At 65.6% G+C, this 18,094-nt stretch carries 17 protein-coding genes; 5 read left to right on the top strand and 12 right to left on the bottom strand.

Features of this window, described 5'->3' with window-relative positions:
• Nucleotides 1-47: 47 nt before the first annotated feature.
• The 12 genes from asd to C4F17_RS11260 form a co-directional block, all read right to left on the bottom strand.
• Nucleotides 48-1,217, bottom strand: coding sequence for an aspartate-semialdehyde dehydrogenase (asd, locus tag C4F17_RS11315; RefSeq protein WP_106935289.1), 1,170 nt, complete (start codon nucleotides 1,215-1,217; stop codon nucleotides 48-50).
• Nucleotides 1,218-1,307: 90 nt separating this feature from the next.
• The gene (gene leuB, locus C4F17_RS11310) at nucleotides 1,308-2,396 is read right to left on the bottom strand and encodes a 3-isopropylmalate dehydrogenase (RefSeq protein WP_106935288.1); all 1,089 of its coding nucleotides are present in this window, start codon (nucleotides 2,394-2,396) and stop codon (nucleotides 1,308-1,310) included.
• A 36-nt stretch (nucleotides 2,397-2,432) separates the two neighbouring features.
• The gene (gene leuD, locus C4F17_RS11305) at nucleotides 2,433-3,089 is read right to left on the bottom strand and encodes a 3-isopropylmalate dehydratase small subunit (RefSeq protein WP_081270667.1); all 657 of its coding nucleotides are present in this window, start codon (nucleotides 3,087-3,089) and stop codon (nucleotides 2,433-2,435) included.
• A 24-nt stretch (nucleotides 3,090-3,113) separates the two neighbouring features.
• Nucleotides 3,114-4,535, bottom strand: a complete 1,422-nt coding sequence (gene leuC / locus C4F17_RS11300; protein WP_081270666.1) for a 3-isopropylmalate dehydratase large subunit — start codon at nucleotides 4,533-4,535, stop codon at nucleotides 3,114-3,116.
• Nucleotides 4,536-4,596: 61 nt separating this feature from the next.
• Complete coding sequence (locus C4F17_RS11295) at nucleotides 4,597-5,541, bottom strand: LysR substrate-binding domain-containing protein (RefSeq protein WP_106935287.1); 945 nt, start codon at nucleotides 5,539-5,541, stop codon at nucleotides 4,597-4,599.
• 177 nt (nucleotides 5,542-5,718) lie between these two features.
• Entirely contained in the window at nucleotides 5,719-7,029 is a 1,311-nt protein-coding gene (gene gltA / locus C4F17_RS11290; RefSeq protein WP_081270664.1) for a citrate synthase, read from the bottom strand.
• A 24-nt stretch (nucleotides 7,030-7,053) separates the two neighbouring features.
• Nucleotides 7,054-7,368, bottom strand: a complete 315-nt coding sequence (locus C4F17_RS11285) for an FAD assembly factor SdhE (RefSeq protein WP_081270663.1) — start codon at nucleotides 7,366-7,368, stop codon at nucleotides 7,054-7,056.
• 31 nt (nucleotides 7,369-7,399) lie between these two features.
• Nucleotides 7,400-8,101 carry a succinate dehydrogenase iron-sulfur subunit gene (locus C4F17_RS11280; RefSeq protein ID WP_081270662.1) on the bottom strand — a complete coding sequence of 234 codons (702 nt, stop codon included), beginning with the start codon at nucleotides 8,099-8,101 and terminating at the stop codon, nucleotides 7,400-7,402.
• Nucleotides 8,102-8,117: 16 nt separating this feature from the next.
• Nucleotides 8,118-9,926, bottom strand: coding sequence for a succinate dehydrogenase flavoprotein subunit (gene sdhA, locus C4F17_RS11275; RefSeq protein WP_081270661.1), 1,809 nt, complete (start codon nucleotides 9,924-9,926; stop codon nucleotides 8,118-8,120).
• 7 nt (nucleotides 9,927-9,933) lie between these two features.
• The gene (sdhD, locus tag C4F17_RS11270) at nucleotides 9,934-10,299 is read right to left on the bottom strand and encodes a succinate dehydrogenase, hydrophobic membrane anchor protein (protein ID WP_081270660.1); all 366 of its coding nucleotides are present in this window, start codon (nucleotides 10,297-10,299) and stop codon (nucleotides 9,934-9,936) included.
• Between the two features lie 13 nt (nucleotides 10,300-10,312).
• Nucleotides 10,313-10,759 carry a succinate dehydrogenase, cytochrome b556 subunit gene (gene sdhC, locus C4F17_RS11265; RefSeq protein ID WP_081270659.1) on the bottom strand — a complete coding sequence of 149 codons (447 nt, stop codon included), beginning with the start codon at nucleotides 10,757-10,759 and terminating at the stop codon, nucleotides 10,313-10,315.
• Nucleotides 10,760-10,985: 226 nt separating this feature from the next.
• Nucleotides 10,986-11,744 carry a GntR family transcriptional regulator gene (locus C4F17_RS11260; RefSeq protein ID WP_106935286.1) on the bottom strand — a complete coding sequence of 253 codons (759 nt, stop codon included), beginning with the start codon at nucleotides 11,742-11,744 and terminating at the stop codon, nucleotides 10,986-10,988.
• Nucleotides 11,745-11,927: 183 nt separating this feature from the next.
• Here C4F17_RS11260 and C4F17_RS11255 point away from each other — a divergent pair, with 183 nt between their 5' ends.
• The 5 genes from C4F17_RS11255 (at nucleotide 11,928) to C4F17_RS11235 (ending at nucleotide 17,987) form a co-directional block, all read left to right on the top strand.
• Nucleotides 11,928-12,914 (top strand): malate dehydrogenase, encoded by a 987-nt coding sequence (locus C4F17_RS11255; protein ID WP_081270657.1) that lies wholly within the window; start codon nucleotides 11,928-11,930, stop codon nucleotides 12,912-12,914.
• 12 nt (nucleotides 12,915-12,926) lie between these two features.
• Nucleotides 12,927-13,718, top strand: a complete 792-nt coding sequence (gene tam, locus C4F17_RS11250) for a trans-aconitate 2-methyltransferase (RefSeq protein ID WP_106935285.1) — start codon at nucleotides 12,927-12,929, stop codon at nucleotides 13,716-13,718.
• Nucleotides 13,715-14,713 (top strand): HpcH/HpaI aldolase/citrate lyase family protein, encoded by a 999-nt coding sequence (locus C4F17_RS11245; RefSeq protein WP_106935284.1) that lies wholly within the window; start codon nucleotides 13,715-13,717, stop codon nucleotides 14,711-14,713. Before tam ends, C4F17_RS11245 begins: the two co-directional genes overlap by 4 nt.
• Nucleotides 14,714-14,747: 34 nt before the next feature.
• On the top strand, nucleotides 14,748-15,320 hold the full coding sequence (locus tag C4F17_RS11240; RefSeq protein WP_106935283.1) for a hypothetical protein: 573 nt from the start codon (nucleotides 14,748-14,750) through the stop codon (nucleotides 15,318-15,320).
• 81 nt (nucleotides 15,321-15,401) lie between these two features.
• Nucleotides 15,402-17,987, top strand: a complete 2,586-nt coding sequence (locus C4F17_RS11235) for a bifunctional aconitate hydratase 2/2-methylisocitrate dehydratase (protein WP_081270653.1) — start codon at nucleotides 15,402-15,404, stop codon at nucleotides 17,985-17,987.
• Nucleotides 17,988-18,094: the final 107 nt, after the last annotated feature.

The raw sequence follows: 18,094 nt of genomic DNA, 5'->3' as shown, positions 1-18,094 counted from the left end.
GCCTTTCGGCAACAATTTGTGTTTCAAAAGGCCCTGAGCACCCCGCATCAGGCTTCGAGCAGGATGCGCAGCATGCGGCGCAGCGGTTCCGCAGCGCCCCACAGCAATTGGTCGCCGATGGTGAATGCGCCAACGTATTCCGGGCCCATCGCCAGCTTGCGGATGCGGCCGACCGGAATGTTCATGGTGCCCGTCACCGCCACCGGCGTGAGGTCCTTGACCGTTGCTTCCCGCGTGTTCGGCACGACCTTCGCCCACGGGTTGTCGGCGGCGATCATCGCTTCGATGTCGGCCAGCGGAACGTTCTTCTTGAGCTTGAAGGTCAGCGCCTGGCTATGGCAGCGCATGGCGCCGATGCGCACGCAGAAGCCATCGACCGGCACGGCGGCGGTGCCGAAGCCCGCGCCCTGGCCCAGGATCTTGTTGGTCTCGGCGCCGCCCTTCCATTCTTCCTTGGACATGCCCCATTCGGCATCGTCCTGGCTCTTGCCCAGGCCCAGGTCCTTGTCGATCCAGGGGATCAGCGAGCCGCCCAGCGGTGCGCCGAAGTTGGCGGTCTCGGCCGCGCTCAGGTTCTGCTGCTTGTGCAGCACCTTGCGGTCGATTTCGAGGATGGCCGACTTCGGGTCGTCCAGCAGCGCGCGCACTTCGGCGTTCAGGGTGCCGAACTGGGTCAGCAGTTCGCGCATGTGCTGCGCGCCGCCGCCAGAGGCTGCCTGGTAGGTCATGCTGGTCATCCACTCGACCAGGCCGGCCTTGTAGAGGGCGCCCACGCCCATGAGCATGCAGCTCACGGTGCAGTTGCCGCCGATCCAGTTCTTGCCGCCCTTGGCCAGCGCGTTCTCGATGACCGGCAGGTTCACCGGGTCGAGCACGATGATGGCGTCATCCTTCATGCGCAGGGTGGAGGCGGCATCGATCCAGTGGCCGTTCCAGCCCGCGGCGCGCAGCTTGGGAAACACCTCGCTGGTGTAGTCGCCGCCCTGGCAGGTGATGACGATGTCGCACTTCTTCAGTGCTTCGATGTCGTTCGCATCCTTCAGCGCGGTCTCGTTCTTGGCCATGGCCGGGGCCTTGCCGCCGGCGTTGGAGGTCGAGAAGAAGATCGGCTCGATCAGACCGAAGTCGCCTTCGGCCTGCATGCGGTCCATCAGGACCGAGCCGACCATGCCGCGCCAGCCAACGAGGCCGACCAGAGGTTGAGATGCGTTCGCCATTTCAGTTTGCCCTTATGAAAAAAGAAAAAGTTGTCTTTTTTTGCCCCCGACTCGTCGAGCCGGGGAGGGGCGTGACGAAGCGGGCTGCGGTTAGCCGGTAATCGTCTTTTTGGTGATTGCTGCAACGACCGCGTCGCCCATTTCGCGGGTGCCGACGCGCTTCGTACCTTCAGACCAGATGTCACCCGTGCGCAGGCCGGAGGCCAGCACGACCTTGACCGCCGACTCGATACGGTCGGCAGCCTCGGCTTGGTTGAGTGAGAAGCGGAGCATCATGGCAGCGGACAGTATTGTAGCCAAAGGATTGGCAACCCCCTTGCCGGCAATGTCCGGGGCGCTGCCATGGCTGGGCTCGTACAGGCCCTGGTTGCTCGAATTGAGCGACGCCGAGGGCAGCATGCCGATGGAGCCGGTGAGCATCGCGGCCTCGTCCGAGAGGATGTCGCCGAACATGTTGCCGGTGACCACCACGTCGAACTTCTTGGGCGCTTTCACGAGCTGCATGGCCGCGTTGTCGACCAGCATGTGGTCGAGCTCGACGTCCGGATATTCCTTCGCGACGTCGAGCATCACGTCTTTCCACAGCTGCGAGGTTTCCAGCACGTTGTTCTTGTCCACGCTGGTCACGCGCTTGCTGCGCTTGCGTGCCGCCTCGAAGGCCACGCGCGCGATGCGCTCGATCTCGGGGCGCGAATAGCGCATGGTGTCGAAGGCTTCCTCGGCGCCCGGGAAGTGGCCGTCGACGGCCGTGCGGCGGCCGCGCGGCTGGCCGAAGTAGATGTCGCCGGTGAGCTCGCGGATGATCAGGATGTCCAGGCCAGCGATCAGCTCGGGCTTCAGGCTCGAGGCGTCCACCAGTTCCTCGTAGCAGATGGCCGGGCGGAAGTTGGCGAACAGGCCCAGGTTCTTGCGCAGGCCCAGGATGGCCTGCTCGGGGCGCAGCGGCCGGTCGAGCTTGTCGTATTTCCAGTCGCCGACGGCGCCGAACAGCACCGCGTCGGATTCCTTGGCCAGCTTGAGCGTCGATTCGGGCAGCGGATGGCCGTGCGCCTCGTAGGCGGCACCGCCGACCAGCGCCGATTCCATCTCGAACTTCAGGTCGAGGACGTCGAGCACCTTGACCGCTTCGGCCACGATTTCGGTGCCGATGCCGTCACCCGGGAGAACTGCGATTTTCATTTTTGTCGTGTGTAGAAGAGAAGAAACGGAACGCGTTCAGGCGTTGGCCAGCATCGTATGCGCGAGCCAGGGCTTCTGCGCCAGGCGCTCGGCCTCGAAGGCCTTGATCTTGTCCTTGTGGCGCAGCGTGAGGCCGATGTCGTCCAGCCCGTTGATCAGGCAGTACTTGCGGAAGGCCTGCACGTCGAACGCGAACTCCTGGCCGTCGGGCTTCACCACCACCTGGCGCTCCAGGTCGATGGTCAGCGTATAGCCGGGGAAGGCGAAGGTCTCGTCGAACAGCTGGCCCACCTGTGCTTCGGACAGCACGATCGGCAGCAGGCCGTTCTTGAAGCTGTTGTTGAAGAAGATGTCGGCATAGCTCGGCGCGATGATCGCGCGGAAGCCGTACTGGTCGAGCGCCCACGGCGCATGTTCGCGCGACGAGCCGCAGCCGAAGTTCTTGCGCGCCAGCAGCACCGAGGCGCCTGCGTAGCGCGGCTGGTTGAGCACGAAGTCGGGGTTCGGCTTGCGGCTGGCCGGATCCTGGCCGGGCAGGCCCGGATCGAGGTAGCGCCACTCGTCGAACAGGTTCACGCCGAAGCCGGTCTTCTTGATCGACTTGAGGAACTGCTTGGGAATGATGGCGTCGGTGTCGACGTTCTCGCGGTCCATCGGCGCCACGAGGCCCTTGTGCACGGTGAATTTCTGCATGTGATGTCTCCAGGTCAGGCCAGATCAGGCAAAAGTGCGCACGTCGACGAAATGGCCGTGCACGGCGGCGGCGGCGGCCATGGCCGGGCTCACGAGGTGGGTGCGGCCGCCGGCGCCCTGGCGGCCTTCGAAGTTGCGGTTGCTGGTCGATGCGCAGCGCTCGCCGGGTTCCAGGCGGTCGGCGTTCATGGCCAGGCACATCGAGCAGCCGGGCTCGCGCCATTCGAAGCCCGCGGCCTTGAAGATCACGTCGAGGCCTTCGCGCTCGGCCTGTTCCTTCACCACGCCCGAGCCGGGCACGACCATGGCCAGCTTCACGTTCTTCGCGACCTTCTGGCCCAGCTTCTTGACCACGGCGGCGGCTTCGCGCATGTCTTCGATGCGGCTGTTGGTGCACGAGCCGATGAACACCTTGTCGATGAAGATGTCGTTCATGGCCTTGTTGGGCTCCAGGCCCATGTAGACCAGGGCGCGCTCGATGGCGCCGCGCTTGCTCGCGTCCTTCTCCTTGTCGGGATCGGGCACGCGGCCGTTGATCTCGACCACCATCTCGGGCGAGGTGCCCCAGGTGACCTGCGGCTGGATCTGCGTGGCGTCGAGCTCCACCACGGCATCGAACTTCGCGCCCGGGTCGGACTGCAGCGTGCGCCAGTAGCTCACGGCCTGCTCCCACTCCACGCCGGTGGGCGCGAGCGGGCGGCCCTTGACGTAGCTGATGGTCTTCTCGTCGACCGCCACCAGCCCGGCGCGCGCACCGGCCTCGATGGCCATGTTGCAGACCGTCATGCGGCCTTCCATGCTCAGGTCGCGAATGGCCGAGCCCGCGAACTCGATGGTGTAGCCCGTGCCGCCGGCGGTGCCGATCTTGCCGATGATGGCCAGCACGATGTCCTTGGCCGTGCAGCCCAGCGGCAGCTTGCCCTCGACCTTCACGAGCATATTCTTCGCCTTCTTGCCCAGCAGCGTCTGCGTGGCCATGACGTGCTCGACCTCGCTGGTGCCGATGCCGTGCGCCAGCGCGCCGAACGCGCCGTGCGTGGAGGTGTGCGAGTCGCCGCAGACGACAGTCATGCCCGGCAGCGTCGCGCCCGATTCGGGGCCGATCACGTGCACGATGCCCTGGCGCTTGCTCAGGAACGGGAAGAACGCGGCGGCGCCGAATTCGGCGATGTTGTGGTCCAGCGTGGTGACCTGTTCCTTGCTGGTCGGGTCGGCGATGCCTTCGTAGCCGCGCTCCCAGCCCGTGGTGGGCGTGTTGTGGTCGGCCGTGGCCACGACCGAGCTGATGCGCCACAGCTTGCGGCCGGCTTCGCGCAGGCCTTCGAAGGCCTGCGGGCTGGTGACTTCATGCACCAGGTGGCGGTCGATGTAGAGGATCGCGGTGCCGTCTTCCTCGGTGTGGACGACGTGTTCGTCCCAGATCTTGTCGTAGAGCGTGCGTGCCATGTCGGTCTCTTTGTCTTTCGTGGGGAAATGGATTGTCCGTGTGTGCGGCTGCAATGTGGGTTCAGGCCGCGAGTTGTTTTGCCGCGTCCGCGGCGGCGTGCAGGTGGTTCACCAGCGACCGCGCGGCCACCGGCAGGGTGGAGAAATCGCGCGCCACGAGGCGGATCTCGCGTGCCGCCCACGCGTCGTTCAGGGCGATGCTCGCCAGGCCGCGGCCGATGCCGTTCTGCATCAGCTCGAAGGCGCGCTGCGGCATCACGCCGATGCCCAGGCCGTTCTCGATCATCCGGCACATGGCGTCCAGGCCCGTGACGTGGATGCGCAGCTTGATGCTTCGCCCGGCATTCAATGCCGCCTCGTGCATGGCGACGTAGATCGAGCTGTTGGTGTGCAGGCCGACGTGGTCGAAGTCGAGCGAGTCGATGAACTCGATGGCGCCTCGTGCGGCCAGCACGTGGCCGGTGGGCACGATGAGCGCAAGGCGGTCGTGCCGGTAGGAAAGGCTCTGCAGCTCGCCCGCGCCGCCGGCTACGTGGCACACGCCGAGGTCGGCCGCGCCTTCCTGCACCGCACGGATCACCTCGCTGCTCAGGTGCTCCTCGAGGTCGATCTTGATGGCCTCGTGCGCCCGCGTGAACACGCCCAGGTCTTCAGGCAGGAACTGCACGATGGCCGAAATGTTGGCATGCACCCGAACATGGCCGCGCACGCCGTCGGCGTACTCGCTGAGCTCGCCCTGCATCTTCTCGAGGCTGTAGAGCACCGAGCGCGCATGGTGCAGCAGGCTTTCGCCGGCCGGCGTGAGGTCGACGCCGCGCGCATGGCGGTAGAGCAGGGTGGTGCCCAGCGTGGCTTCGAGGTCGGACAGCCGCTTGCTGATGGCCGACGCCGCGATGAACTCGCGCTCCGACGCGCGGCCGATGCTGCCCAGTTCGCACACGGCCACGAACAGCTGCAGCGACGTGAGGTCGATGCGGCGGGCGAAGTTGCGTTCTGAGGTGCTCATGGGGCTTGGGCATCGCGGCTGGCGATGAGTTGACTATTTTCTTCTTGTTTTTCCCTTGAAGCCATCGTGATATGCGATGACCTCAGTGCCCGCTGGCGAAGAGCGTCGGGCGCCAGTGGCCTCCAAACGAAAAAAGCTGCCCGGAGGCAGCTTCTTCAAAGGTCGAGCAGCGCTCGATCAGCGAGCCGAGATCGGCTTCACGTCACGCTTCGGCGAGCCTTCGAACAGCTGGCGCGGGCGGCCGATCTTGTACTCGGGGTCGCCGATCATTTCGTTCAGCTGGGCGATCCAGCCGACCGTGCGGGCCAGCGCGAAGATCGCGGTGAACAGCGGCACCGGGATGCCGATGGCGCGCTGCACGATGCCCGAGTAGAAGTCGACGTTCGGGTACAGCTTGCGCGACACGAAGTACTCGTCTTCCAGGGCGATCTTTTCCAGTTCCTTGGCGAGCTTGAACAGCGGGTCTTGCTCCAGGCCCAGCTCGGTCAGCACTTCGTTGCAGGTTTCCTGCATCAGCTTGGCGCGCGGGTCGTAGTTCTTGTACACGCGGTGGCCGAAGCCCATGAGCTTGACGTTCGAGTTCTTGTCCTTGACCTTCTTGATGAACTCGCCGATCTTCTCGACGCCGCCTTCCTTCTGGATGTCGTACAGCATGTTCAGTGCTGCTTCGTTGGCGCCGCCGTGGGCCGGGCCCCAGAGGCAGGCCACGCCGGCCGCGATGGCTGCGAAGGGGTTCGTGCCCGAAGAGCCGCACAGGCGCACCGTCGAGGTGGAGGCGTTCTGCTCGTGGTCTGCGTGCAGGATGAAGATGCGGTCGAGCGCGCGCTCGAGCACCGGGTTCACCTTGTACTCCTCGCACGGCGTGGCAAACATCATGTGCAGGAAGTTGCCGGCGTAGCTCAGGTCGTTCTTCGGGTACATGTACGGCTGGCCGATCGTGTACTTGTAGGCCATGGCCACGAGCGTGGGCATCTTCGCGATCAGGCGGATCGCGGCGATCTCGCGGTGCTCGGGATTGTTGATGTCCGTGCTGTCGTGATAGAAGGCCGACAGGGCGCCCACGAGGCCGGTCATGATGGCCATCGGGTGGGCATCACGGCGGAAGCCGCGCAGGAAGAACTGCATCTGCTCGTTCACCATGGTGTGGTTCGTCACGACCTTGGTGAAGTTTTCCTTCTTGGCCTGGTCCGGCAGTTCACCGTACAGCAGCAGGTGGCAGGTCTCGAGGAAGTCGCAGTTGGTGGCCAGCTGCTCGATGGGGTAGCCGCGATACAGCAGTTCGCCCTTGTCGCCGTCGATGTACGTGATGGCCGACTGGCAGGCGGCGGTCGACATGAAGCCCGGGTCGTACGTGAACATGCCGGTCTGTGCGTACAGCTTGCGGATGTCGATCACGTCGGGGCCCACGGTGCCCTTGTAGATCGGCAGGTCGACGCTGTCGCCGCCGTTGCTGAACGACAGCGTGGCCTTGGTATCGGATGCTTTCATTTCGGTTTACTTTCAGAGGTGGATTCAGGACGAAGGAGAAATTGCGGGCCGCTGCGCACCGTCGGTGCGCATCAGCTGCAGCAATGCGACCACCTCGGCCCCGGCCCATTCGGGCTCGGGCTCCTTTCTGCACAGAAGGAGGTCGAGGAGATCGTTGTCCGACAGGTCCATCAGTGTCTCCATCGCTCCCGCCTGACCCACGGTCATGCGGGATTCGTGTCGCTCGAAGAAGCGGGCGATGAACAGGTCGTTCTCGAGCAGTCCGCGCCGGCAGCGCCATTTCAGCTTGCTCAGCGCACGTTCGCTGAGCGGCTGGTCGAGGTCGGCGGCGGGTTGCATGGTGGCGTCTCTAGGCAATATGGATCAGGGATCAGATGGCGCGGCGCACCATCAATTCCTTGATCTTGCCGATGGCCTTGGTCGGGTTCAGGCTCTTCGGGCACACGTCCACGCAGTTCATGATCGTGTGGCAGCGGAACAGGCGGTACGGGTCTTCCAGGTTGTCCAGGCGCTCGGCGGTGGCTTCGTCGCGGCTGTCGGCGATGAAGCGGTAGGCCTGCAGCAGGCCGGCCGGGCCCACGAACTTGTCGGGGTTCCACCAGAAGCTCGGGCAACTCGTGGAGCAGCTCGCGCACAGGATGCACTCGTACAGGCCGTTGAGCTCTTCGCGCTCTTCGGGCGACTGCAGGCGCTCCTTCTCGGGCGGCACGCTGTCGTTCTGCAGGTACGGCTTGATCGAGTTGTACTGCTTGAAGAACTGCGTCATGTCCACGATCAGGTCGCGGATGACGGGCAGGCCCGGCAGCGGCTTGAGCACCACGGTGCCCTTGAGCGTGTTCATGTTGGTCAGGCAGGCCAGACCGTTCTTGCCGTTGATGTTCATCGCGTCGGAGCCGCAGACGCCTTCGCGGCACGAACGGCGGAACGACAGCGTCGGGTCCTGCGCCTTGAGCTTCATCAGGGCGTCGAGCAGCATGCGCTCATGGCCGTCGAGTTCGATCTCGACGGTCTGCATGTAGGGCTTGGCGTCCTTGTCCGGGTCGTAGCGGTAGATCTGGAATGTGCGCTTCATCGTATGTTCCTAATTTTTAGAATGTCCGGACCTTCGGGGGCACCGAGGCGACCGTCAGGGGCTGAAGCTTGACCGGCTTGTACGACAGGCGGTTGTCTTCGCTGTACCAGAGCGTGTGCTTCATCCAGTTGGCGTCGTCGCGGCCGAGCGGTGCGACCGGGTCGTCCGCCGGGCGTTCGTAGTCTTCCACCGTGTGCGCGCCGCGGCATTCCTTGCGGGCTGCTGCGGAAACCATGGTGGCCTGCGCCACTTCGATCAGGTTGTCGACTTCCAGCGCTTCGATGCGGGCGGTGTTGAACACCTTCGACTTGTCCTTCAGGCCGATGGCCTTGACGCGCTCGCGCACGGCGGCGATCTTGACCACGCCTTCGTCCATCGAGGCCTGCTTGCGGAACACGGCGGCATGCTGCTGCATGACGGCGCGGATCTCGCCGGCCACGTCCTGGGCGTATTCGCCGGTGGTGGTCGACTCGAGGCGGTTCAGGCGCTCCAGCGTGCGGTCGGCCGCATCGTTGGGCAGGGGCTTGTGTTCCTTGAGCTTGTCGTTGAACTCGACGATGTGGTTGCCGGCCGCGCGGCCGAACACCAGCAGGTCGAGCAGCGAGTTCGTGCCCAGGCGGTTGGCGCCGTGCACGCTCACGCAGGAGCATTCGCCCACGGCGTAGAGGCCGTTCACCACGGCGCTGTTGTCCTCGCCCTTCTGCACCACGACCTGGCCGTGGATGTTGGTGGGGATGCCGCCCATCTGGTAGTGGATGGTCGGCACGACGGGGATCGGTTCCTTCGTGATGTCGACGTTGGCGAAGTTGACGCCGATTTCGTACACCGAGGGCAGGCGCTTGTGGATGGTGTCGGCGCCCAGGTGGTCGAGCTTGAGCAGCACGTAGTCCTTGTTGGGACCGCAGCCTCGGCCTTCCTTGATTTCCTGGTCCATGGAGCGCGAGACGAAGTCGCGCGGCGCAAGGTCCTTCAGCGTGGGCGCATAGCGCTCCATGAAGCGTTCGCCGTTGCTGTTCAGCAGGATCGCGCCTTCGCCGCGGCAGCCTTCGGTCAGCAGCACGCCCGCGCCGGCCACGCCGGTCGGGTGGAACTGCCAGAACTCCATGTCCTGCAGCGGAATGCCCGAGCGGGCAGCCATGCCGAGGCCGTCGCCGGTGTTGATGAAGGCGTTGGTCGAGGCCTGGAAGATGCGGCCCGCGCCGCCGGTGGCCAGCAGCACGGTCTTGGCCTGCAGGATGTGCAGGTCGCCGGTTTCCATTTCGAGGGCGGTCACGCCGACCACGTCGCCTTCGTCGTCACGGATGAGGTCGAGCGCCATCCATTCGACGAAGAACTGGGTGCGGGCTTCGACGTTCTTCTGGTAGAGCGTGTGCAGCATCGCGTGGCCGGTGCGGTCGGCCGCGGCGCAGGCGCGCTGCACGGGCTTCTCGCCGTAGTTGGCGGTGTGGCCGCCGAACGGACGCTGGTAGATGGTGCCGTCGGGGTTGCGGTCGAACGGCATGCCGAAGTGTTCGAGCTCGTACACGACCTTCGGTGCTTCGCGGCACATGAACTCGATCGCGTCCTGGTCGCCGAGCCAGTCGGAGCCCTTGATCGTGTCGTAGAAGTGGTAGTGCCAGTTGTCTTCGCTCATGTTGCCGAGCGAGGCGCCCACGCCGCCCTGGGCAGCGACGGTGTGCGAACGGGTCGGGAACACCTTGGAGAGCACGGCCACGTTGAGGCCGGCACGTGCGAGTTGCAGCGAGGCGCGCATGCCGGAGCCGCCGGCACCGACGATCACGACGTCGAACTTGCGCTTGGTGATTTTTTCTTTTGTGTAGGTCATGGTGGGGTCAGATCTTCCAAAGCACTTGAATGGCCCAACCCGCACAACCGACAAGCCAGACGATGGTGAAAATTTGCAGCACGAGACGGATGGCGACGGGCTGGACGTAGTCCATCCACACGTCGCGCATGCCGACCCACACGTGGTAGAGCAAGGCGACGATCACGGAGAACGTCAGCACCTTCATCCACTGCGCCGCGAAGATGCCGGCCCAGAGGTCGTAGCCGATGGGGCCGCGGGTGAAGATCAGCTGTGCGAGCAGCACGATCGTGAAGAGCGCCATCAGGCCGCCCGTGATGCGCTGGCTGAGCCAGTCGCGAAGACCGTAGTGCGCGCCGACGACGATGCGCTTGGAGCCGTAGTTCACAGACATGGTTGGCTCCTTCTCAGTACAGGCCGAACAGCTTGGCGCCCAGCACCAGCGTGAGGATGATGCTCGCGCCCAGCGTGAAGAGGGCGGAGGTGTGGCCGAATTCCTTGGTCACCGCGGAGTGGCTCACGTCCATCCAGAGGTGGCGCAGGCCGGCGATGAAGTGGTGCAGGTAGGCCCAGATGAGCGCCAGCGCGACGAGCTTGAAGAACCAACCCGGAGCGAAGCCGATGCCGACGTTGAAGGCGCCCTTGAATTTCGCGAACGAATAGTCGGATGACAGCGACGTGTCGAACATCCAGATGATGAACGGCAGCAGCAGGAACATGAGCACGCCGCTCACGCGGTGCAGGATCGACACGATGCCTGCCGGCGGAAGCCGGTAGGTCGTGAGATCGGTGAATGCGTTGATGTTCCGGAATTCGCGGCGCGGTGGCCGGGGAGGATTTGCAAGCTCTGTCATGAGGGGAGGGCTTTCGTGGCTTGGATGACTTGTTCTGAGAGCGAACGCTTTTGTTTCTTATGCGGAAGTGCAAACAACGCAAAATTCTATTGCAATGCACCATCGGGCAGCGGACGCGCATGAGTCAGCGCACCGTTGCAGTCGGATGCTATTGACTTCGTAGCACGCGGTGCATGTTGCGCGCGCACGCTGGCGCGCCGTGATTCGGCCTTTGTCTGCATCGGGGTCAGCCCAGCTGGTTCCTGTAGTGGTGCGTGTCGGTGCGATAGAGCCCGCGGCGCAATTCCATGGGCATGTCATGGTAGGTGTGCGCCACGCGTTCCACGCTCAGCAGGGGCATCTGCGGCGTGACGTCGAGCAGCGCGGCTTGTTCGGCATCGGGCAGCACGGCGCGGATTTTTTCTTCGGCCCGCACCATGCGCACGCCGAACTCGGTTTCGAACAGCGCGTACATCGGCCCCGGCCACGCGCGCAGCCGCTCTGCCGTGAGGCCCTTGAAGGGCGTGCCGGGCAGCCAGAGGTCTTCGAGGATGGTCGGCACGCCGGCGTAGGCCAGCACGCGGCGCACCTGCAGCACGGCATCTCCGGTGCGCAGGCCGAGGGCGCGGGCCACGTCGGCCGACGCGCGCAGGCGCTTGCAGTCGACGATGGTGCGCACCGCGGGGCCTTCGCTGCTGGGGTCGCCGGCATCGGGCACGAGCTTGAGGAAGCGGTACTGCACGTGCTGCTCCGCATGCGTGGCGACGAAGGTGCCCTTGCCCTGGCGGCGCACCACCAGGTTCTCGGCCGAGAGCTCGTCGATGGCCTTGCGCACCGTGCCCTGGCTCACCCGATAGCGCACGGCCAGGTCCATCTCGCTGGGGATGGGCTCGCCCGGCTTCCACTCGCCCGCCTGCAGGCTCTGCAGGATCAGGGTCTTGATCTGCTGGTAGAGCGGACTGAAGGACGGCGTCGCGGGCTCGTCGAGTGTTGTGGGCGTGTTCATGGCAGCGGTGGGGTGCGCCGTGGCGGTGCCCCCGAGGATATCTTATATAAGACATAAGACGGGGCTTATTGAATCGGCTTAAAATGCGGCCGGTCTCGCGCTGCGGGAGGGTATTTCACCCCGCAGAACCCTGGCGCCCCACGAGAGCGCCGACACCGTTTCATCACCTTCTGGAGTCTTCCCATGAGCAAAAAACCCGTCCGCGTTGCCGTCACCGGTGCCGCCGGCCAAATCGGTTACGCCCTGTTGTTCCGCATCGCATCCGGCGAAATGCTCGGCAAAGACCAGCCGGTCATCCTGCAACTGCTCGAAATCCCCGACGAGAAGGCCCAGAAGGCGCTCAAGGGCGTGATGATGGAACTCGACGACTGCGCGTTCCCGCTGCTGGCCGGCATGGAAGCCCACGGCGACCCGATGACCGCCTTCAAGGACGCCGACTACGCACTGCTGGTCGGCTCGCGTCCCCGCGGCCCCGGCATGGAACGTGCCGAACTGCTGGCCGTCAACGGCGCCATCTTCACGGCGCAAGGCAAGGCCCTCAACGCCGTCGCCAGCCGCAACGTCAAGGTGCTCGTGGTCGGCAACCCGGCTAACACCAACGCCTACATCGCCATGAAGAGCGCACCCGACCTGCCGCGCAAGAACTTCACCGCCATGCTGCGTCTGGACCACAACCGCGCCGCCAGCCAGATCGCCGCCAAGACCGGCAAGCCCGTGGCCGACATCGAAAAGCTCACCGTGTGGGGCAACCACTCGCCCACGATGTACGCCGACTACCGCTTCGCCACCATCAACGGCGAAAGCGTCGCCAAGATGATCAACGACCAGGAATGGAACGCCAACGTGTTCCTGCCGACCGTCGGCAAGCGCGGCGCGGCCATCATCGAAGCACGCGGCCTGTCGTCGGCTGCCTCGGCCGCCAACGCCGCCATCGACCACATGCGCGACTGGGCCCTGGGCACCAACGGCAAGTGGGTCACCATGGGCATCCCGTCGGACGGCCAGTACGGCATTCCGAAGGACGTGATGTTCGGCTTCCCCGTCACCTGCGAAAACGGCGAATACAAGCTGGTCGAAGGCCTCGAGATCGACGCATTCAGCCAGGAACGCATCAACAAGACGCTGGAAGAGCTCGAAGGCGAACGCGCCGGCGTTGCCCACCTGCTGTAAGCCATCCGCAGCATGCTCGACTGGAACCCCGCGCTCTACCGTCGCTACGAGGACGAGCGCACCCGCCCCGCACAGGAACTCCTGGCGCGGGTGCCGCTGACCGAGGCGGCCCGCGTGGTCGACCTCGGCTGCGGCCCGGGCAATTCCACCGAGCTGCTGGTTCACCGGTTCCCGAAGGCGCAAGTCACCGGGACCGACAACTCCGAAGCCATGCTGGCCAGCGCGCGCGAGCGCCTGCCGCAGGCGCGCTTCGAGTTGAGCGACATCGCGACCTGGGCGCCGCGTTCTCCGGAAGAAGCGCCCGACCTCATCTATGCCAACGCGTCCCTGCAGTGGGTGCCCGATCACGAAAAGCTGATCCCGCGCCTGTTCGACGCGCTGGCCCCGGGCGGCGTGCTCGCCGTCCAGATGCCCGACAACCGCCAGGAGCCCACGCACCGGCTGATGCGCGCCGTGGCCGCCGAAGCGCCGTGGGCCGAGCCCATCGGCGACGCCGACAGGCTGCGCACCCGGCTGCTCGACCTGGCCGGCTACTACGACCTGCTGGCGCCGCGCGCCGCGCACGTCGATGTCTGGCACACCATCTACCAGCACCGCATGGCCGACGCCGCATCCATCGTCGAATGGGTGCGCGGCACGGGGCTGAAGCCTTTCGTCGATCGCCTCGAGCCGGCGCTGCAGGCCAGCTACCTGGCCGAATACGAACGACGCGTGAACGAGGCCTACCCGCCAAGGACCGACGGCAAGCGGCTGCTGGCGTTCCCGCGCATGTTCTTCGTCGCGCAGAAGGGCGGCAACGCATGACCAACGCCGTCCACCCCGCCCAGGTGCTGCTCGGCGCGCAGGCCGGCGCCGTGACGCTGCCCGTGTGCGACCACTACAGCGGCGTCGAGGCGCGCATGAAGAAGAGCCTCGCGCTCCAGGCCGAGATGGCCGAGGAGTTCGGCGCCTGCGTGTTCGACGTCACCCTCGACTGCGAGGACGGCGCCCCCGTGGGTGGCGAGGCCGAGCACGCCGCGCTCGTCACCGAACTCGCGCTGGCCGCCAGGCCCGGCATGCGTGTCGGCGTGCGCGTGCACCCGGTCGATCATCCGGCGTTTGCCGGCGACGTGGTCACCATCGCCGGGCGCGCCGGGCACCGCCTGAGCCACCTGATGGTGCCCAAGGTCGAGTCGGTGGCCGATGTGTTGCAGGCTGTGTCCGCGCTCGAGGCGGCCGACGCCGGCGCGCTGCCGCTGCATGTGCTGATCGAGTCGCCGCTGGCCGTGCACAACGCCTTCGAGATCGCCGCGCATCCGCGCGTGCAGTCGCTGAGCTTCGGCCTGATGGACTTCGTCTCGGCCCACGCCGGCGCCATTCCCGCCGACGGCATGGGCGCGGCGGGGCAGTTCAGCCATCCGCTGGTGGTGCGTGCCAAGCTGGCCATCGCTTCGGCCGCGCATGCCTACGGCAAGGTGCCGTCGCACTGCGTGGTCACCGAGTTCAACAATACCGACGCCATGCGCACGGCAGCCCGCAAGGCGGCCACCGAATTCGGCTACACGCGCATGTGGAGCATCCACCCGAACCAGATCCGGCCGATCCTCGAAGCCTTCGCGCCCGACGAGGCGCAGATTCAAATTGCCACAAAAATCCTTGTAAAGGCGGCAGCCGCGGATTGGGCGCCGACACAAATTGATGGCACATTGCACGACCGCGCGAGCTACCGCCATTTCTGGCAGGTTCTGACACGTGCCCACGCAACAGGGCGCGCGTTGCCCCCCGAGGCGAAAGCCTGGTTTGCGCTCGCGGCCTCCTGAAACCACCCGAACCCAGCCTCAAGGAAACCCACACATGAAGAAAATTGCCCTGATTGCAGCTGTCGCACTGGCTCTGCCCCTGGCCGCAATGGCCCAGGACGCTGCCAAGCCGGCCGCAAAGCCCGCCGCCAAGGCAGCTTCCTCCAGCACGGCGAAGGCCCCTGCCAAGAAGCACCAGGTCACCCGCAAGGCCGCCAAGGCCGTCGAGGAAGTCACGCCCATCAACACCGACACCGACGTGACGCTCTCCGAGGCCGACCTGGCCGTGGCGCAGCGCGTGTCCATCGGCAAGGCCCAGTGCGAACTCGGCGCCGACGTGACCGTCACGCCCGACGACAAGAAGCCCGGCTTCTTCACCGTCAGCACCAAGGGCGCGAAGTACCGCATGCACCCGGTCGAAAGCCGTACCGGCGCCATCCGCCTCGAAGACCCGCGCGCCGGCGCCATGTGGCTCCAGCTCGGCAACAAGTCGATGCTGATGAACCAGAAGGCCGGCCTGCGCCTTGCCGACGAATGCCAGACCGAAGCCCAGGTCGCCTTCGCCGCAGAAATGAAGAAGAACCCACCCAAGGCGCTGTTCGACGGCGCCGACGGCGAGAAGAAGTAAGCGTACCGAGCGCGGGGGTGCGGTGCGGCTCTTGCTTGACCGCACCGCATTCCCGCAAGACCAGTTTCCGGAGAAAAGAAGATGTTGCAAGCCTACGTTGACCATGTAGCCGAACGCGCCGCGCTCGGTATCCCGCCGCTGCCCCTGAGCGCGAAGCAGACCTCTGAAGCGATCGAGCTCCTCAAGAGCGCGAATGCCAAGGACGGTGCCTTCCTGCTGGACCTGCTCACCTATCGCGTGCCCGCCGGCGTCGACGACGCGGCCAAGGTCAAGGCGAGCTACCTCGCGGCCGTGGCGCACGGCACCGAGAAGAGCGAGTTCATTTCGCGCGCCCGCGCGACCGAACTGCTCGGCACCATGCTCGGCGGCTACAACATCAGCCCCATGATCGACCTGCTCGACGACGCCGAAGTGGGCGCCGTGGCGGCAGAGGGCCTGAAGAAGACCCTGCTGATGTTCGACCAGTTCCACGACGTCAAGGAAAAGGCCGACAAGGGCAACGCCAACGCCAAGGGCGTTCTGCAGAGCTGGGCCGACGCCGAGTGGTTCACCAGCCGCCCCGAAGTGCCCGAGAGCATCACCGTCAGCATCTTCAAGGTGGCTGGCGAAATCAACACCGACGACCTGTCGCCCGCACCCGATGCGACGACCCGTCCCGACATCCCGATGCACGCCCTGGCGATGCACAAGAACGCGCGCCCCGGCATCGTGCCCGAAGAAGACGGCAAGCGCGGCCCGGTGAAGTTCATCGAAGACCTGCGCGCGCGCGGCCACCTCGTGGCCTACGCCGGCGACGTGGTCGGCACGGGTTCGTCGCGCAAGAGCGCCACCAACTCGGTGCTGTGGTTCACCGGCGAAGACATTCCGTACGTGCCCAACAAGCGCTTCGGCGGCGTCTGCCTCGGCGGCAAGATCGCTCCCATCTTCTACAACACGATGGAAGACTCGGGCGCGCTGCCGATCGAACTCGACGTCACGCAGATGAACATGGGCGACGTGGTCGAACTGCGCCCCTATGAAGGCAAGGCGCTGAAGGACGGCAAGGTCATCGCCGAATTCCAGGTCAAGAGCGACGTGCTGTTCGACGAAGTGCGCGCCGGCGGCCGCATTCCGCTGATCATCGGCCGCGGCCTGACGGCCAAGGCGCGTGAAGCGCTGGGCCTGCCCGTTTCCACGCTGTTCCGCCTGCCGCAAAGCCCGGTCGACACCAAGAAGGGCTTCTCGCTCGCGCAGAAGATGGTCGGCCGCGCCTGCGGCCTGCCCGAAGGCCAGGGCGTCCGCCCGGGCACGTACTGCGAACCCAAGATGACCTCGGTCGGCTCGCAGGACACCACCGGCCCGATGACGCGCGACGAACTGAAGGACCTGGCCTGCCTGGGCTTCTCGGCCGACCTCGTCATGCAGTCGTTCTGCCACACGGCGGCGTACCCCAAGAAGGTCGACGTCAAGATGCACCACGAACTCCCCGAGTTCATGGCCAACCGCGGCGGCGTGTCGCTGCGTCCGGGCGACGGCGTGATCCACAGCTGGCTCAACCGCCTGCTGACGCCCGACACCGTGGGCACGGGCGGCGACAGCCACACCCGCTTCCCCATCGGCATCAGCTTCCCCGCGGGCTCCGGCCTCGTGGCCTTCGCGGCCGCCACCGGCGTGATGCCGCTGGACATGCCCGAATCGGTGCTCGTGCGCTTCAAGGGCAAGATGCAGCCCGGCGTCACGCTGCGCGACCTGGTCAACGCGATTCCGCTGTATGCCATCAAGTCCGGTCTGCTGACGGTCGAGAAGAAGGGCAAGAAGAACATCTTCTCGGGCCGCATCCTCGAGATCGAAGGCCTGCCCGACCTGAAGGTGGAACAGGCATTCGAGCTGAGCGACGCCTCGGCCGAACGCTCGGCCGCCGGCTGCACGGTGCACCTGAACAAGGAACCGATCATCGAGTACATCAACAGCAACATCACGCTGATGAAGTGGATGATTGCCGAAGGCTACGCCGATGCCCGCACGCTGCAGCGCCGCATCGCCGCGCAGGAAGCCTGGCTCGCGAACCCGCAACTGCTCAAGGGCGACGACGACGCCGACTACGCCGCCGTCATCGAGATCGACCTGGCCGAGATCCACGAGCCCATCGTGGCCTGCCCGAACGACCCTGACGACGTGAAGACGCTGAGCGACGTGGCCGGTGCCGCGATCGACGAAGTGTTCATCGGTTCGTGCATGACCAACATCGGCCACTTCCGGGCCGCGTCCAAGCTGCTCGAAGGCAAGCGCGACATCCCGGTCAAGCTGTGGATCGCTCCGCCGACCAAGATGGACGCGCAGCAGCTCACCGAAGAAGGCCACTACGGCGTGTTCGGCAATGCCGGTGCCCGCACCGAAATGCCGGGCTGCTCGCTGTGCATGGGCAACCAGGCACAGGTGCGCGAAGGCGCGACGGTCATGTCGACCAGCACGCGCAACTTCCCGAACCGCCTGGGCAAGAACACCAACGTGTACCTCGGCTCGGCCGAGCTGGCCGCCATCTGCTCGCGCCTGGGCCGCATCCCGACGCGCGAGGAATACATGGCTGCTTCGGGCGTGCTCGACGCCTCCAGCGCGCAGATCTACCAGTACCTGAACTTCGACAAGATCGAAGACTACAAGGGCGTGGCGGACTCGGTCACGGCCTGATCTCCGCGGCTCGGCCCGCGCCACTGAAGAAGCCCCGCCAGCCGGGGCTTTTTCTTGCGCGCTCCATTCATGGGCGCATCGGCGGAAAGCGGAAGCAATCGCGGTGC

Origin of the sequence: Variovorax sp. PMC12, from assembly GCF_003019815.1 — a bacterium.
Lineage (GTDB): Bacteria > Pseudomonadota > Gammaproteobacteria > Burkholderiales > Burkholderiaceae_C > Variovorax.
The sequence above is the reverse complement of the archived record's forward strand: the minus strand, read 5'-3'. Positions and strand labels throughout refer to the sequence as shown.

What these genes read in the sequence shown, in the direction of transcription:
- leuB (WP_106935288.1), bottom strand. Translation starts at nt 2,396, where the DNA reads ATGAAAATCGCAGTTCTCCCGGGTGACGGCATCGGCACCGAAATCGTG.
- sdhD (WP_081270660.1), bottom strand. Translation starts at nt 10,299, where the DNA reads ATGTCTGTGAACTACGGCTCCAAGCGCATCGTCGTCGGCGCGCACTAC.
- C4F17_RS11240 (WP_106935283.1), top strand. Translation starts at nt 14,748, where the DNA reads ATGAAGAAAATTGCCCTGATTGCAGCTGTCGCACTGGCTCTGCCCCTG.
- C4F17_RS11295 (WP_106935287.1), bottom strand. Translation starts at nt 5,541, where the DNA reads ATGAGCACCTCAGAACGCAACTTCGCCCGCCGCATCGACCTCACGTCG.
- leuD (WP_081270667.1), bottom strand. Translation starts at nt 3,089, where the DNA reads ATGCAGAAATTCACCGTGCACAAGGGCCTCGTGGCGCCGATGGACCGC.
- gltA (WP_081270664.1), bottom strand. Translation starts at nt 7,029, where the DNA reads ATGAAAGCATCCGATACCAAGGCCACGCTGTCGTTCAGCAACGGCGGC.
- C4F17_RS11285 (WP_081270663.1), bottom strand. Translation starts at nt 7,368, where the DNA reads ATGCAACCCGCCGCCGACCTCGACCAGCCGCTCAGCGAACGTGCGCTG.
- asd (WP_106935289.1), bottom strand. Translation starts at nt 1,217, where the DNA reads ATGGCGAACGCATCTCAACCTCTGGTCGGCCTCGTTGGCTGGCGCGGC.
- tam (WP_106935285.1), top strand. Translation starts at nt 12,927, where the DNA reads ATGCTCGACTGGAACCCCGCGCTCTACCGTCGCTACGAGGACGAGCGC.
- sdhA (WP_081270661.1), bottom strand. Translation starts at nt 9,926, where the DNA reads ATGACCTACACAAAAGAAAAAATCACCAAGCGCAAGTTCGACGTCGTG.
- sdhC (WP_081270659.1), bottom strand. Translation starts at nt 10,759, where the DNA reads ATGACAGAGCTTGCAAATCCTCCCCGGCCACCGCGCCGCGAATTCCGG.
- C4F17_RS11245 (WP_106935284.1), top strand. Translation starts at nt 13,715, where the DNA reads ATGACCAACGCCGTCCACCCCGCCCAGGTGCTGCTCGGCGCGCAGGCC.
- C4F17_RS11280 (WP_081270662.1), bottom strand. Translation starts at nt 8,101, where the DNA reads ATGAAGCGCACATTCCAGATCTACCGCTACGACCCGGACAAGGACGCC.
- C4F17_RS11235 (WP_081270653.1), top strand. Translation starts at nt 15,402, where the DNA reads ATGTTGCAAGCCTACGTTGACCATGTAGCCGAACGCGCCGCGCTCGGT.
- C4F17_RS11260 (WP_106935286.1), bottom strand. Translation starts at nt 11,744, where the DNA reads ATGAACACGCCCACAACACTCGACGAGCCCGCGACGCCGTCCTTCAGT.
- leuC (WP_081270666.1), bottom strand. Translation starts at nt 4,535, where the DNA reads ATGGCACGCACGCTCTACGACAAGATCTGGGACGAACACGTCGTCCAC.
- C4F17_RS11255 (WP_081270657.1), top strand. Translation starts at nt 11,928, where the DNA reads ATGAGCAAAAAACCCGTCCGCGTTGCCGTCACCGGTGCCGCCGGCCAA.